Origin of the sequence: Sphingomonas sp. NFX23, from assembly GCF_049887795.1 — a bacterium.
Lineage (GTDB): Bacteria > Pseudomonadota > Alphaproteobacteria > Sphingomonadales > Sphingomonadaceae > Sphingomonas.
In genome coordinates this window covers 643629-661369 of sequence record NZ_JAGEKH010000001.1, presented here as the reverse complement: position 1 = coordinate 661369, position 17741 = coordinate 643629, and the positions used below count along the sequence as shown (strand labels likewise).

The 17741-nt window shown below is 63.1% G+C and carries 1 protein-coding gene (only partly in view); it reads left to right on the top strand.

The window, feature by feature from the left end:
* Positions 1 to 514: 514 nt before the first annotated feature.
* Positions 515 to 17741 carry the 5' end (the start) of a tandem-95 repeat protein gene (locus J4O76_RS02935; RefSeq protein WP_426280398.1) on the top strand. The gene runs 17642 nt beyond the window's last position, so the window shows 17227 of its 34869 coding nt (coding positions 1-17227); its start codon is at positions 515 to 517; its stop codon lies beyond the right edge, outside the window.

Sequence of the window (17741 nt, the reverse complement as noted above, 5' to 3'; positions counted from 1 at the left end):
CGAGGGCAAGAACTTTTTCATCGGGGGCGATGGTAACGATACGGTCGACCTTCGCCTCAACGACTGGCTCACGGGCGTCGATGCGACGTTGGCGGCGTTTGCGTCCGCTGGCAATGATCGAAAGACCGATCTTCAGCTGACGGTTCGCGATGCCGGCTCTGATGGTGCAACACATATTGATCGCATGCAGGGCATCGAGCAGATCGTGCTCACGGGCTATGCGGACAAGCTGACCGTTAGCAGCGCTGACCTCGACGGTTATGTCGATGGAACGGTTATCGGCAATATCCTGAAGTCCAGTGTACAGATTGACCTTGATAATGCGAAAGGGGGCAATCGCAGCAGAAGTGATTACGACACCGTCCAATATGCATCTCGTCCAGGCGTCCTAGGCAAGAGCGGCGTGGGTTGGTATGACGGCTTTACTTGGGGTGCCGGCAAGTTCGGGGAAGCGCTTACTACTTCGTTAGCAACTCTTACCGGACCGCTGGGTGCTCTCGCGCTCAAAGCATCGTTGGCGACAGAGGAAATTGGTGCCAAGAACCTTGGCGATGCCCTCAACGTCCGTGGCGTTGAAAATGTCGTGCTCACTGAGGCGGACGATCGATTTTACTTCTCGGGTGATTACGCTGTCCATTCCGGTTACGGCGAGATATCGGGTGGCAAGGGTGGTGACATCCTCGTCTTCGACGGAGCAAAATACGTCAAAGCGGGCACATCGGGCGCTACCGAGAATCTGCAACTCACGCTCGATGGCGGCGAAGGCAACGACTGGATCTATGCCTCGGGGGGCGAGAAGGCGATCGCAGCCGGCGGTCTTGGCCGCGACTGGATCTTCAACACGTCGGACAAGGGCCAACTTTGGGGCGATTTCGCCAGCGGCGTCGATGCCGACGGCAACCGCGCTGCCGACGTGTCGGCCAACGCCGACAACTTCTGGTTCTACGCCAACACCACGATCGAGGACGCGCAGCACTACGACGTGCTGAAGTTCTTCGGCATTCCCATGACTGGTGGCGACGCCGCGGCTTCGATCGTCGGTTTTGCGCTCGGAGCCATGACCGGCAGCCTACAGGTCGCCTCGGCGGTGAGCGGGGCGGCGCAGACAGCCGCCTACGCGAGCGGCAACAAGGTATACTTCGACTACCTGATGCCGTTCCTCACCTACAAGATGGACGGCAAGGATCTCCTCGTCGGCGACATCTTCGACGGATTCTTCAAGGCGGTCACAGGCAAGCCGGGTATCTTCTCCGCGCCCGCCGGTCTCGGCAACTCGACCGACATCACCGGCGTGATGCGGATAAAGAACTTCGACTTCAATGCGACATACTGGGGCTACGAAACCTACGATCTCGGTCGTGTGAACGGCGACAGCGGCAAGCCTCAGGGCACCATGAACATGGTGTTCAAGAAGGGCAATCCGCTGATCGGCTTCCTTCAGCTCGTCGCTGCGCTCCCTCCGATAGCGGGATCGCAGGTCTTCGCGCTCGAAGCGCAACTGCTTGCCTCGTTCGATTCCATTCTGGGCATGTTCACGGCCCTCAGCCGGGCGGCGAAGGCGACGGGTTGGGCCGACGGCAAGGATCCGCTTGTCATCGATCTGGACGGTGACGGCATTGAGACCACCGATCAGGCCGATAGCGACGTCTATTTCGACGTCGATGGCGACAAGTTCGCCGAGCATACCGGCTGGATCAGGGGTGACGACGGCTTCCTCGTCCGCGACGTCAACCGCAACGACCGCATCGACGACGTCTCTGAGATGTTCGGCGCGCGCTTTGGAGGCGGCTTCGCGGATCTCGGACAGTACGACAGCAACGGCGACAGTAAGATCAGCGCTGCCGATGCGATATGGTCCGAACTCAAGATCTGGCAGGACTATGATCAGGACGGAGTCACCGACGCAGGCGAGCTGAAGACGCTCGATCAGCTCGGCATCGTCTCGATCTCGCTCGCGAAGGATCCGCTGTCGACCACGACACCGCAGGGTGCTCAGCTCACTGGACGGTCGACGGTCACCTTCGCAAGCGGCGCCACGACGCAGCTGTTCGAGGCAATTCTGGCGGCGAACGACATCGACACGAAATTCGCGGGCGAAGGCGGTCGCGCCGATTGGCAGAAGGGGCTGGCGCTCGACAGCAAGGGATTCGGCTCGATCGCCGATCTGTCCGTCGCGATGGCCAACGACATCGGCTTCGGCGATCGCGTGGCCAAGGTCGCCGCGGCGATGGCTGCCCCGAACCTCAAGACCCTGGTCCAGCAGGTAGGCAGCGTCATCGGCGAATGGGGGGAAACGCTCGAGACGACACGCGAGCTGACTGCAGTTTTTCTTGGTACGGACGCCTCCGGCAACGCTGTGCTGCTTGATCGCGGTGTGTACCACGAGGACGCGGCTGGCGGCTGGTGGACGCGTGAATCCGGGTCGGCGATCATCGACGGTCAAGGGCAGCCGGTAGCTCGCGCTACGATGGAGCAGCTGCTCGCCATGGGCGGCGGCTGGCGGCTCGAGCAGGGTTGGTCCCCGGTCGACCGGGGCGAGGCTCCCACGTTCCGTGACGATGCTCCCTATCTCGTCAGGATCGTTGATGGCCGTGCAGTGGTTCTAGACTACGGCGTCAAGCAGGCGGACGGCAGCTGGCGGCTCGCAAGCGGCGCTGTAGTGACGGGTGCCGGGGGTTTGGCGTTGGCGGCCCCGACCCGTGCAGACATCCTGGCGCAGGCGCATGCCGCTGGGCAGGAATGGCGCGTCGAGGCGATCGGCTACAATCCGTACGCCAATATTCCGGTGAAACAGATCGGCGTTCGCTTCATCGATGGCATTGCCGTCGACTACACCGTCCAGGTCACCGATCGCGACGGCAGCTTCTACGTCTGGTCGCGCAACCTCGATCGCGCGCTTGAGCTACAGGCCAAAACCGGCGACTATCGCGAATTCGCGCTCCGCAACTATGCGATCGACTTCGATCATCTGGACGAAGTCGGTTCCACCGACGACTCGACCTATCGCGTCGAACTCCTGACGCCGGCTCAGTTCCATTTCGCGACGAGCCTGGGCGGTATCGACTTCCATCCGGAAATGTTGACCGCAACCGCGAACGACATGACCGGTCACCTCAGCTATTCCGTGCTTCCGGGCATCGAAACCGGCGTACCGGGCACCGAATACGTTTCCGCTATCAAGCCGATGATCGATCTGATCGGCGCGGCAATGGCGGAGTACATCGTCAGTAGCCGTCGTATCGCGGTCCGCTTGGCGCTTGAGGGCGGGCTGAGCGGCTTCGCGAAGGGCATCGCGTACGACGTGACGACCAGCAGCTGGCACGCGACCACGGACCGCGAGCTCGCACCCATGTTCGAGGCTATCTTCGCCGGGGCGCCGAAGACCAACGTCGATGATGCCGCAATGGACTACCTGACCGATTGGAACGAGATCCTTTGGCAGGTCTATCCAGACTATCAGATGAAGGGTGATGGCAACCTGTGGGGCGGCACGGTCGCGATCGATCAGGCCTACATCTTCCAGATGATGCTGCCGGCGTTCGAGACGGTCGGCATCCCGCTCGACATTTTCGCGGCGGCTCATGCTCTGTCGATCGACGAAACGCGGATCCGCACGCATACATCGTCCGATACGACGGTGACCGGCACCGACGGCACCGATTTCTTCTACATGACCGGTGGCGACCAGACCTATGTCGGCAACCGCGGGTCCGACTATTATTTCGTAGGTCGTCAGTCGGGTCAGGACCAGATTGTAGACTACGATTTGGGCGACGTCGACGAACTACGTCTCACCGACGTGAAGGCTGCCGATGTCACGGCGGTTCGCGATGGCGAAGACCTGATTCTCACCATCAAGGGGCGCACTGATAGCGTCCGTATCCGCGATCAGTTCCTCGGCGAACTCAACGAATATTTGCTGAATGGCAAGCAGTTCCAGTCGGGCATCGACACGATAGTCTTTGCCGACGGCATCATCTGGGATCGCACCCGGATGTCGCTTGAGGTCGTCGACCGCGAGCGCGCGGCGGGCAACTATAACGATCCTTATATCGGTTCCGGCTCCGCCGACATTCTATGGGGCGGCAAGGGCAACGACTATCTATCGGGCGGCGCGGGTGGCGACATCTACGTCTTCGAGCGCGGCGACGGACAGGACGTCATCGACGACCAGGGCAAATTCTCGTTCGGGCCGATCAAGGCTGGACTCGATTTCCTCCGCTTCAACGGCGACATCTCCGCGAACGACCTCCGTCTGCTCCGCGACGGCGCGAGCGACAACCTCAAGATCATCGTCCTGGACAAGCAGGGCCGCGAGACTAGCGACACGATCGAGATCGTCGGGCAGTTCGGCGGTGTCCGACTGAACCTTGGCGCTTTCAAGGACCTACTGGGGGGCGATGCGGGTCTCGACTACGTCGCGCCCAATCTCATCGAGCGCCTCATCTTCGAAGACGGCACCAGTCTGGATTTCGAGCAGATCGTCGCCAAGGTGCTTGCCAACGCCAAGACCGATGGCGACGACGCGATCTACGGGATGCTCAACGCCAACACGCTGGATGGGGGACGAGGCGACGATTATCTGACCGGCGGTGCCGGTTTCGACACCTATGTCTACGGCCGTGGCTATGGGCAGGACGTGATCGAGGACGCCGACTATTCATCCTCGCTGTTCGGACCGAAGGACGATCTGCTCACGTTCACCGACGATCTGCGCTGGACCGACTTCGACTACCTGCGCGAGGGCCCGTCAGACACGCTGACGATGCAGGTGAAGGGCACGAGCGATCAGGTGATCATGAAGGATTTCCTCAAGGAAATCCTGCTCGTGGGCTACATCAACCTCGTCGAGACCGTGAAGTTCGGCGATGGTACGACCTGGTCCTATCTGCAGCTGCTTCAGCACTACGTCGACGTCGCGGCTACCGCAGGCAACGATCACATCTACGGCTTCGAAGGCATCAGCGACCAGATCGACGGCGGCGCCGGCAATGACCTGCTCGAGGGCCTCAGCGGCAATGACCGATATGCTTTCGGGCTCGGTAGCGGCTCTGATACGATCATCGACGCAGACGGCGACGACAGCGTTACCTTCGCGGGCCTCGCCTCGACTGACGTCACCTTCTCACGCACCGCGCTCGACCTCGTCATAACGCTGAAGGATACCGGCGAACGACTGGTGCTCCAGAACCAGTACGTCCGGGACGGCGGACAGCATTTCGCGGTCGAGTATCTGCAGTTCGGCGATCGCACGGTCCTGTTCACCGACGTCAATCCGGAAGACCTGGATCTGGTCGGCACCAATGCCGACGAAGTCATCCGCGGTTCCGATTTCGGCGAGACGATCGATGGGCGGGGCGGCAACGACCTTCTGATCGGTGGCGATGGCGGGGATACGTACAAGTTCGACATGGGCTATGGCGACGACGTGATCGTCGACAAGCGCGTCCGTGCATACTGGGACGACCGTCCGGGCATGCGCGTTCCGGTCGCCGATGCGATAGAGCTCGGCGCGGGCATCACGATCGATAACATCGTGTTCGCCAAGAGCGGCAGCGATCTCGTCATCACCATCCGCAGCGAGAACGGCGTTGCCTTCGCGGACTCCTTGCGCGTGCGCGACCAGTTCGGCAGCGTCGAGAACGCCGTGGAACAGTTCCGTTTCTACGACGGTACCGTTTGGACGATCCGCGACATCGAGCAGAAGCTCGCGATCGAAGGCGGCAACAGCGCCGACAACGTCATCTCCGGCATTCTCGACCAACCAAACGTCCTCGACGGGCGGCAGGGCGACGATCGCCTCGTGGGCGGAAATGCAGCAGACACGTATGCTTTCAGCGCAGGCTATGATTTCGATCGGATCGAAGAAAAGGCCGATCGTCCTGGCGTGATCGACAAGGTCGTGTTCGGCGAGTCCGTGGCGCGCGACGACGTGCGGTTCCGCCGGGACGGCGTGGACCTTATCGTCGACCTCGGCAACGGTGCCGATGCGCTGACGATCGTCGGGGGGCTTGCTTCGACGCGGGTCGAGGAATTCCTGTTCGCTGACGGGTCGACGCTCAAGCTCGATCAGGCGACGAGTTTCACCAACGACGATGGTCGGACCGTCACGCTCACCTCGGTCCTCGATCGGCTGCTGACCGGAACCGACGGTGACGACGATTTGGTCGGCTTCGACGACCGTGACGATACCATCGCCGGACGCGCAGGCTCCGACGCGATGGCGGGCGGCTACGGCAACGACACGTATCGGTTTGGCATTGGTGACGGCAGCGACAGCGTCCGCGATTCCGGCGGGATCGATCGGATCCTGTTCGGCGATACCATAACTTCAGACCGCGTTACCTTCACCCAGGTCGGTGACGATCTGTTGGTGACGCTTGCCAACGGCACCGACAAGCTCGTGATCCTCGGCGGCTACAAGAAAGCACCGGTCGAGAGCTTCGTCTTTGCGGACGGTACATCGCTTTCGATCGTCGACGTACGTCGTCAACTCTACGCTGCGGCCTCGCATGAGGGGCAGGATATCGTCGATCTGCGCGATTTCGGCGCCAATATCGAACTGTCGACCGGACGCGGCAACGATCGCATCCAGCTTGCCGAAGGTAGCCGTCTGGTCGTCAACGCAGGGGACGGGCTCGACCGGGTCGAGATGCCTTCGGGCGTCACCAACGCCACAGTCCGGCTGGCGGACGTGCCTGCCAGCGGCGTCCGCGTCCGTCTGGCATCTCTCGACAGCCAAGACCTCGTCATCGACATGCTCTCGACGGGCGACCAGCTGACCGTCGCGGGGGCACTCGGCACCGGCGCGGTGCCAACCATCGAATTCGGCGACGGTACCGTTTGGACCAAGACGGCGCTCGTTCAACGGGCGATCGACGATCAGTCGACCGATGGTGCCGACGTCATTCTCGGCAGCGATGGCGCCGACACGATCCGCGGCCGCAAGGGCGACGATCAGGTTCGCGGCGGCGAAGGCGACGATACCTACCTCTTCCAGATCGGCGATGGCCGCGACGTGATCGACGACGCGGGCGGGACCGATACGTTGAAGGTCACCGGCTACCGTCCCGATGAAATGGTCGTGTCACGCGCCGCCCCCGATCGTGCCGAACTCGTGTTGGCGTTCGGCGCCGCGGGCGATCAGGTCGTGCTGCGCTACGACGGCAACGGCCAAGGCGTGGATAGCGTCGTGTTCGGCGACGGCACGACCGTCACGCGCGCCGCGCTCTTCGCGCGCGCCGACGCAGCTAGCCATGACGGCGATGATCGGATCGTTGGCAGCGGTGCGGGCGAAGTTCTGGCGGGCGGCCGCGGTGACGATGTGCTGCTCGGCAACGGTGGCGCTGATACCTATGTTTTCAATCGCGGCGACGGCATCGACCGGATCGATGCGGGCAGCGGGGCCGACGGCCTGGCGACGCTATCGTTCGGCGCCGGCATCTCGGTCGAGGACATCGTCGCGCACCGTGACGTCGATGGTAATCTGGTTCTCGGTATCTCGGGCACGAGCGACCGCGTGGTGCTGGTCGATCCGGCTGGCAGCATCGATCCCGTTGTCGCGAGCGTGCGCTTTGCCGATGGCCGGACCCGGTCCTTTCAGTCGTACGCGCTTGCGGTCGCTGCGACCGCCGGCGACGATCACATCGTCGTTCCAGCCGCCAAATCGCAAACCGGAACATGGACCGGTGCCGAAATCTTTGGCGGACTGGGCAACGACGTATTGGAGGGCGGACGCGGCGCTGATGTCTTGACGGGCGGCAGGGGTAATGACCTGCTGCAGGGCGGCGACGGCGGTGATACGTATTATTTCGAGCGCGGCGACGGGCAAGACGTCATCGTTGACCTTGGCGGCAGCAACGATACGCCTGATCGCGTCCGCTTCGGCCCCGGCATCACGGCATCCGAGATCAAGGTACAGACCGCCGGTGGAAACGATGTAGCGCTCGTGCTCGGAACGAGCGGCGATCGCGTGCTGCTCAAGGATTTCCTGGCGCCCAATCAGGGCGGGCATGACCTGTCGATCGAGCAGGTCCAGTTCGCTGACGGGACCGTTTGGCAACTCGCCGATATCTATCAACGGCTCGGAACCGGCGGTGCTGGCGACGACACGATCGACCTGTCCGGCATCGGCGACGTTGCGGTCACGATCTCAGGTGGTCGCGGTGACGATCTTTTGGTCGGCAGCGAAGGCGATACGACCTATCAGTTCACGTCGGGCGACGGACACGACACGATCCGCGAATCCGATTCCGCGGGATCGTTCGACGTTCTCAAGCTATCGGGCGGGTTGACCAAAGCAGCGCTGGTCGTGACGAGGGTCGGCAGCGACCTCGTGCTCGGATTCGTCGGCACTGACGACCGTATCACGATCGCAGGCGGCGCGGTTTCGGGCCTTGCCCCGATCGATCAGATCCAGTTCGTCGATGGCACGACGCTGAGCGCGGCAGTGCTGCGCACTCTCGTCGTCGATGCCGCGACGGCAGCGGCACGACTCCATCCGACGGCGGCGGGCGATCCTTTCGCCGATCCGATCTTCGCTGGCGGCGGGGCTGGCGGCGGCGACGCAGGCGGGACGGGTGGCGGCAACACAACGATCGGCATAGCGACCGGCGTTACTACGACCCTCCCGGTCGATGGGCTCGCGACGGTCGGCAACGCCAGCCACGTCACCGACGGCGAATATCAACTGACTCCCGATTACGGCTACGCCGTCGGCGCAGTGTGGGGGGGCATCGACCTCAGCCAGAACGTCACCTGGACCACCCAGATGTTCTTCGGCGGGAACGACGGGGGTGCCGATGGGCTATCCTTCGCGCTTCAGGCCCAAGGTCCGAGTGCGATTTCGGGCGGCGGCGGCGGCGGCATGGGTGCGCTTGTGCCGGGCTCGTTCGGTGTTGTCTTCGACACCTACCAGAACGGTGGTCAGCCTGGCGACTTCTCGCAGATCGTCCGTAACGGTGAGTTCGACGATACCGCGTTCGATCCGTTCCATGAGCACGGCAACATCGAGGACGCGCGTTGGCACGACGTCGTGATCCGTTGGGACGCGGCGTCTCAGACCTTGTCCTACTCGTTCGACGGGACGTCCGTCTCCAGCAAGAGCTATGATGCGGAAGGCCAGCTGTTCGGCGGCGCGACACAGGTCTGGTTCGGCTTCGGCGCGGCCACGGGCGGCGCGAGCAACGATCAGCGTGTGCGGATCCTCGCAGTCGATACATCGACGCCGAGCGCGGCAACGGATGTCGGACAGGTCGGCCAGATCGGGTCGGGTCTGTTCTCAAGGCAGCTCATCGGTGCGGCGGCGCAGAACGAGTATGACGTGTTCGTCTCCGCGGCACGCTGGGGTGACGGCGTCGATACGATCGTGAACTTCGCGCCCGGCGCGACCGGCGACGTTCTCGACATCGCCATCGCGCAAGGTCTCGTAGGCGACGTCGTGGCGCGCCAGGTCGGCGCAGATACCGTGGTGTACTTTGCCGAGCGTGGCACGGTCTCGCTGGACAACGCGCGTGCGCTTTTGCGGCTCAGGAATGTCCGAGCGAGTTCGCTCACCGACGAGAACTTCGCAGGCGCCGCGCATATCGTCGTAGCCGACCAGGCGCTCAACGGCACTTCGGGTGCCGATACGCTGACCGGCAGCTGGGGCAATGACACCATTGTCGGTTCGTTCGGATCCGACCGGCTCATCGGTGCCGCTGGCAACGATCGGCTCGAGGGCGGCAGCGACAACGACGTCTACTTGTTCGGTCGTGGCAGCGGGCAGGATACGATCCGCGACATCGACTCCGCCTACAATTATTACTCGGGCGGCTACGACGCGATCGAACTGGGCGCTGGCATCGGCTCGACCGACCTTCGTTTCGAGGTCTCCGGCAGCGATCTGGTCATTGCTCTGATCGGAAGCGAAGATCGGATCACGATCCAGAACGGGTTCCGCAACGACAGCTACCGTATCGAGGAACTGCGCTTCGCCGACGGCTCGGTGATGACGTATGCGCAGATCGTAGCGCAGCTGACGGCGGGGACCTCGGGCAACGACAGTCTCACCGACGATAGCGGTGCGGGCGTGCTCACGGGCGGTGCAGGCGATGACGGTCTGTCGGGCTACTTCGGTGCCGACCGACTCGTCGGTGGGACTGGCAATGATCGTCTGGAAGGCGGTAGTGACGACGACGTCTACGTGTTCGCGCGCGGCGACGGTCAGGACACGATCCGCGACGTAGATTCCGCCTACAACTATTATTCGGGCGGCTTCGACGCGATCGAGTTCGGTGCAGGCATCGTCGCGGCTGACGTGCGCTTCTCGGTGTCTGGAAACGATCTGATCATCTCCCTCGCGGGAGGTGACGACCGTATCACGATCCAGAACGGGTTCCGCAATGACAGCTACCGCATCGAGGAACTGCGCTTCGCCGACGGATCGCGGCTGAGTTATGCCCAGATCGTCGGTCAGCTATCGAGCGGCGGCGAAGGCGACGACTATGTTGCCGATGACACTGGTGCCGGAGTCCTTACCGGGGGCGCCGGGAATGACTTGCTTTCCGGCTACTTCGGTGCCGACCGTCTCATCGGCGGGACTGGCAACGACCGGCTGGAGGGCGGCAGCGACAACGACGTCTACGTGTTCGGCCTTGGTGACGGCCAGGATACGATCCGTGACATCGATTCGTCCTATAACTACTATTCCGGAGGGTATGACGCGATCGAGTTCGGCGCCGGGATCGCGGCGACTGACCTGCGCTTCTCCACTGTAGGCGGCGACCTGATCATCAAGGTCGGCAATGGCAGCGACCGGATCACGATCGAAGGCGGCGCTAACGAGGAGCGCCTGCGGATCGAAGAACTACGTTTCGCCGACGGCTCCGTAATCACCTACGCCGATGCCATGGCGCGTGTCGCGGCCGGACAGACGCCCGGATTGACCGAAGTGGGCCAGGCGCAGGGCGCGCTCGCGGGCGGCGCCGGCGACGATACGATCGACGCCTCTTCCTTCCCAAGCGGTGCGGAGTTGATTGGCGGTGCAGGCAACGACACGCTGCTTGGTTCCTCGTCCAACGATATTCTGGATGGCGGAACTGGGAACGATCAGTTGTTGGGCGGCGGCGGCTCGGACATCTATCGCTTCGCTGCAGGCTTCGGACACGACGTCATCGGGCAGGGCGCAGATGGTACGATCGTCTTCGGAGAAGGCATCAGTGTTGCGGATCTCGTGGTCGAGTACGACGGCTACGATCAGATGGTGCTGCGCTTCACTGGTACGAACGACCGGATCACTACGAACGCGAGCTTGATCGGGTTGATCACTTTCGCGGATGGAACGACGCTAGATAAGTCCGCACTGATTACGCGTGCAGTACCGATCGGCGCCGGAGGACTGTCGCTCGACGGGACCAGTGCGTCTGGGCCGCTTGTCGGGAGCGACGGCGAAGATCAGATCAACGGAAGCGGTGGCGCAGACGAGATCCTTGCCGGTGCTGGCGATGACACGGTCTATGCCAGCGATGGCGACGACATCCTGGTCGGCGGTCAGGGCAACGACTATCTCGATGGTGGTCGTGGTAGTGACGTATACCGCTTCGCTGCTGGCTGGGGCCAGGACCGGATCAATCCATACAACTACTCCTGGGCGGGTAGCGGCTACGGACCCGACTGGATCGAGTTCGGGATGGATGTCGATCCCACCGATATCGTCGTTGAGGCCGATTATCAGGATCTACGTCTTCGATCGCGGAGCAACGGCGACCGCATCACCGTTGAGAGCGGACTTAGCGGTGCCGCGAACTTCGCGGGCGTGCGCTTTGCCGATGGTACCGTATGGACCGCGGCCGATCTCGCCCAGATCGCCGTCCCGGTTGAAACCTCGTTCATCGACCAGCCGTTGGTCGAGGATGCAGTGCTTGCCGGAGGTGTCGGTGACGATACGTTGTACGGGGATAAAGGCAACGACCAACTGAGCGGCGGTATCGGTGACGACGCGCTCGAGGGCAATGGCGGAGACGACGTTCTGAACGGGGGCGCCGGCAGCGATTTCCTTTCGGGCGGTGCAGGGAACGACACCTATCACTTCGCGGCAGGATGGGGACAGGACAGTCTTTTCGACACCAGCGGCGGTGGATATGACGAGCACAACCTCATCACGTTCGATGACGGCTTGGCTCAGGGCGATCTGGTGGTCGAACGGTCGAGAAGCGGCAATGACCTGATCATTCGTCGTGTGGGTAGCGAAGACGTCCTTACGCTTGCGAACGCGCAGAACGACGCAGTGATCGACGGGGCTCGCTTCGCCGACGGCAGCTTCTGGAGCCTTGCCGACATGCGGGCCGCTGCGACTATCCAGTCGGGCGTGGATCTGGTGGCCGTCGGTAACCCCGATGAGCTGACCGGAGGGACTGGCGACGATCTGATCGAAGGGCTCGCCGGCGATGACGTGCTTGTCGGCGGTGCAGGCAACGACCAGTTGATTGGCGGTGCAGGCAATGACGATCTTACGGGCGGCACCGGCAACGACCTGCTCGACGGCGGGAACGGCGCTGATACCTATCGGTTCGCTCTCGGCGACGGCCATGATTCGATCGCGACGGTCGGATATGAACTCTTCGACGACCGCATCGTATTCGGCGAGGGGATCGCACCCGAAGACGTTCAGCTCGTATCGGAATACGGCTACAACCGGTTCCAGATCATCATCGGCAGCGGTGCGGATCGGATCACGGTCAACAACGGATATTATTACTCGCCGCCATCCATGCAGTTCGCCGACGGCACCGTGTGGGATGCCAACGAGATCGCGTCGCGGACCAGCTACCAATCGCCCGACCAATACCAGTTCGGCGATGCCGGAGATAACACGCTTCAAGGTTCCGCCGGGTCAAATACGCTCTTTGGTCAGAGCGGCGACGACACGCTGATCGGAGGCGCGGGTGACGATTACCTCGTCGGGGGCGAGGGACAGGACACCTATCGCTTGTCGCGTGGTTTTGGTCAGGACACGATAGCGGCAGATTACGCCCCCGGCGGCGGCAGCTATGCGGGCCCTGGCGACGTGATCGCGTTCGACGAAACGATCAGTGCGGCTGACGTTCGCGTCGAACGCGGCGGGGACGGATCGATCTATCTTCGCGTGGACGGCACGGACGATCGTATCATATTCGAGGGCGGTGAAACCGCGTTGAGCCTAATCTCAGCCGTTCGTTTCGCGGACGGCACGAGTTGGGCCGGGGGCGACCTTGCCGCACGTCTGGTTGATGCTCCGTTCGCGGTTCTGCGCGGAGTTGGCGTCGCGGATGCCTTGTCCGGTTCTGCCGGAGACGATCTTCTCGATGGTGCCGACGGCGATGACGTCCTGGCAGGAGGTGCCGGTAGCGACATACTGATCGGCGGCGATGGCGACGACGTCCTGATCGGTGGAGCTGGCAGCGACTTGCTCGAAGGTGATGCGGGCGACGATACCTACCGTTTCGCGCCAGGATTCGGTCAGGATCGTGTCTACGCCTTCGGCAACCCTGGCGAACGCGACGCGATCGTCTTCGAAGCGGGCTACAGTCCGTCCGATTTCAGTGTGCGTGCGAACGCCACCGACGGCTACTTTACGCTCGAAGCTTCGGGCGGCGCGGACCAGTTGCGTTTGTTCGGCTGGCAGGCCGGTTACGAGATCCGCTTTGCCGACGGGACGGTGTGGGGCTACGATGATCTGGCCGCAATGGCGGCTCCTAACCAGGACGTCTCGCAGACAGCGACCTCGACACGGTATGTCGGCACTGCAGGCGACGACGACATCAACGCCTTCGTGAACTCGGACGTCCAGATCGACGGTGGTGATGGGAACGACAGGCTCCGTTCTGGTGATGGCGATGACATCCTGACCGGCGGCCGGGGCGACGACCAGCTTTCGGGCGGCAACGGCAGCGACACCTACCGCTTTTCGCGTGGATTCGGCCACGACGTCATTCAGGACGGCGGCGGCGGCCTTCCTCCTGGCGGAGAAGGCTTCCGATCGAGCACAGTCCGTGCGTCCGTCAACGCGGATGGCGTTGTTTCGTCCGAAACAAGCATCATCGAGTTCGATGGGACTATTGCGACCAGCGATGTGATCGTGGACTATGATCCGGCGTCCTTTCGCGGCGATCTGCGTCTTCGGCTCGTAGGCACCAACGACACGATCGTGCTCGAGGGTGCGCGTGGCGGCGGTTCCGGCGGGGGCGGCGACTTCCCATCGGTGGTGGCTCGTAGCCTGTCGTCGTTGGGCGCGGATGCTGCGGCATACGAGGTCCGTTTCGCGGACGGTAGTACATGGACTCTGGCCGATCTGCTCGCGCGTGCCGTGGAGGCACCGGTCCTCGACATCCAGCCTAGCGTGGACCTGGAAGGCGGAAACGGTGACGACGTCCTTACCGGAACCGATGGCCGAGATATTTTGTCGGGTGGCGCTGGTGACGACGTACTGAGCGGTGGCTACGGTAGCGACGTCCTGATTGGCGGTACCGGTGATGATAAGCTGGACGGCGGTAGCGGGGTCGACACCTATGTGTTCGCGCCTGGTTTCGGTCAGGACGTGATCAACCAGTATTACTATTATTACGGCGATGGCGACACAATCGAATTCACCAGCGGGATCACCGCCGACCAGATCGTCGTCGAACGTCCGTCCTACTACTCGTACGACAACCTCATCCTGCGCGTGGCTGGTACCGAGGACCGGATCACCGTCCGTTATGGCAGCAACGGCTATGTGATCGGTACGGTCAAGTTCGCTGATGGGACCGTCTGGTCTGGGCGCGAGCTCCTGAACCGTGCCGTCGTGCCAGGGAATGTGCTGATCAACGCACCTACGCAGGGTGCGACCATGACCGGTACCGCTGGGGACGACCGATTGACGGGCACCCAAGGCGATGACGTCATCACCGGCGATGGCGACCGTCTGCTTCAGCCTGTCGGGCCGAATCTGCTCGTCAACGGCAGCTTCGAAGATGCCGGCGACGCTTTTCAGTACCAGGGCTGGGGCGGCCGCAGCGCCGAACAGATCCCGGGATGGACGCGCGAAAACAGTCAGGGCTGGGAGCTGGTCGACAGCGGCAACGGCGGCGTTGCCGCGAGCGACGGCACCAGCTGGGTCGATCTTGATTCCGGCGGCGGCTACGGCAGCAACATGGTGATCTCGCAGACGGTCGCCGGACTTGCGGCCGGCGAAACGCTGCTTCTTCAGTTCGACCACGCCAACCGCACATATCCCGAGAGCGGCGGGATGGAGGTGCTTTGGAACGGCACGGTGATCGCAAGCTTCGCGGACAGCACGACCGCGATGCTTCATGCCACGTTGCAGGTCGTCTCGATCGAGGGCGACAACATCCTCTCCTTCCGAGGCACGGGCTATGAGGACAATACGGGTGCTTCCCTCGATAACGTCCGTCTGACCCATCTCGTCGAGACGACGGGTACCGGCGGCGGCGACGATCAGCTCTTCGGCGTGGGCGGCGCAGATGTGCTCGTCGGCGGCCTCGGTGACGATCAGCTCTACGGCGGTGAGGGCGACGACCAACTCGATGGCGGCATCGGCAACGATCGCCTGGAAGGCGGAAATGGCAACGATCAGCTCGACGGAGGCACCGGTGACGACCAGCTCGTTGGCGGCTACGGCGACGACACGTACCGTTTCGCAAGCGGCTCTGGCCAGGACCGCATCGTAGAAACCCAAGGCTACGACCGCATCGTATTCGCAGCGGGCATCTCGGCCGCTGATATTTCCGTCTCGCGTAACGTCGCGGGCGATCTGCTCATCGTACTTATCGCGACAGGAGACAGACTCCTCGTTCAAGGGCACTTCAACGACTACGGCAGTCGCGCGATCGAAGAGATGCGTTTCGCCGACGGTACCGTGCTTGGCGGCGAAGCGATCGCCGCGCTGACACGCGCAGGAAGTGGGTCTTCGGACACGCTCAACGGAAGCGATGCGGACGATGCTCTCGCCGGCCTGGCCGGCGACGATACGCTCATCGGCAATGGCGGGAACGATCTCCTCGAAGGGGGCCGTGGAAACGACCGGCTGGTTGGCGGCGCGGGTGACGATACACTCGACGGCGGGCGCGGCGATGATGTGTTGGCTGGCGGCCTCGGCGACGATGTCTATCGGATCTGGATCGGAGACGGCCAGGACGAGATCCAGGATGAGGGCGGCAACGATACCCTCGTTTTCACGGCGGGGATCGCTCCCGGCGATGTGACGGTAGAGCGTCAGGGTGCACGGCTAGTCCTCCATCTCGTCGGTGGTGGTGTGGTTGCCATCAGCAACGGGATCGACACGCCGAGCGGTGGAATCGAGTCGGTTCGGTTCGCGGACGGTACAGTATGGAGCGCCAGTGATCTCGTCGCCCGCGCGCTATCGGGCACCATCGGCGATGACAGCTATACGGGGACTGCGGGCGTCGACCGGATTGCCGGCGGTGCCGGACGCGACGTCCTGATCGGTCTCGCTGGCAACGACCTGATCGACGGCGGCATGGGCGATGACCGGATCGACGGCGGCGCAGGCGACGACGTCCTCGTGGGGGGCAGGGGCCGCGATCTGCTGATCGGCGGTACCGGGGCAGACACATACGTTTTCCGCGCCGGCGACGGCGATGACCGGATCGAGGACCGCGGCGATACGGCCGTCGATGTTCTGCAAATCGAGGGCTATGCCACCGGCGAGGTTCGCTTCGCTCGGCTTGGCGACGACCTCGTAATCCGCTTTTCGGGCGGCCGCGACCGGGTGACCGTTGCGGGTGCGTTCGCAAACGGCGGCAACGTGGTGGAAGCGGTGACCATCGTGGACTCGGGCGTTACGCTCGATCTCGCAGCAGTCGCTGCAATGCTCGTACCTGACGTCGCGACGAGCGGCCTCTATCTGCAGGGTAGCGGCAACGACGACTCGTTGGCAGGCAACTCGGGCGATGACTACCTTGCAGGCGGCGAGGGTGCCGACGCACTCGACGGTGGTGCTGGCGACGATGTCTTCGCTGGGATCGGCGACGACCTCGCAGTCGATGTCTTCACCGGTGGTACGGGTCGTGACGTCTACGCCTCTGTTCCTGCTGGAGGCATCGGACCGGATCGCGCGACCGATGTCATCACCGACTTCCAGGTCGGTGCTGGCGGCGACGTCATCCGCTTCACCGAGGGCAATCCGGACCCATTCGAGGACGGCCGGGTCAAGCTCGTACAGAGCGGATCGGACACCCTTCTTCTTGTCCGCGATACCGAAGGTAACGACCATCCCACTCTGCGTCTGGTTGGCGTAGCTGTAACCGACCTGACTGCGGCCAATTTCGACGGCGTCCGGATCGGGTTGGACAATTCGGTATCGATCAGTGACGGCGATGCTGGCTCGACGCTCGGCGGAACCGCAGCCAACGATCGGATCCTCGGTAACGGCGGCAACGACACCATCTTCGGCTATGCCGGAAGCGACCGTCTGTCGGGCGGTGACGGCGACGACTCCCTCGATGGCGGGTTCGACGACGACCAGATCTCCGGCGGCGCGGGCAACGACCTCATCGAGGGCGGCCGTGGCCACGACGTGTTGGCCGGGGGAGCCGGCGACGACGTCGTCCGGGGCGGGTCGGTTGTCGATGCTGGCTTCGAAGGAGACCTGTTCGACGGCGGTACCGGCGATGACAGGCTCTACGGCGGTACGGGCGACGATACCTATCGGTTCGCGCGCGGCGCGGGTCATGACGTGATCCTCGATTCGGGTGGACAGGACC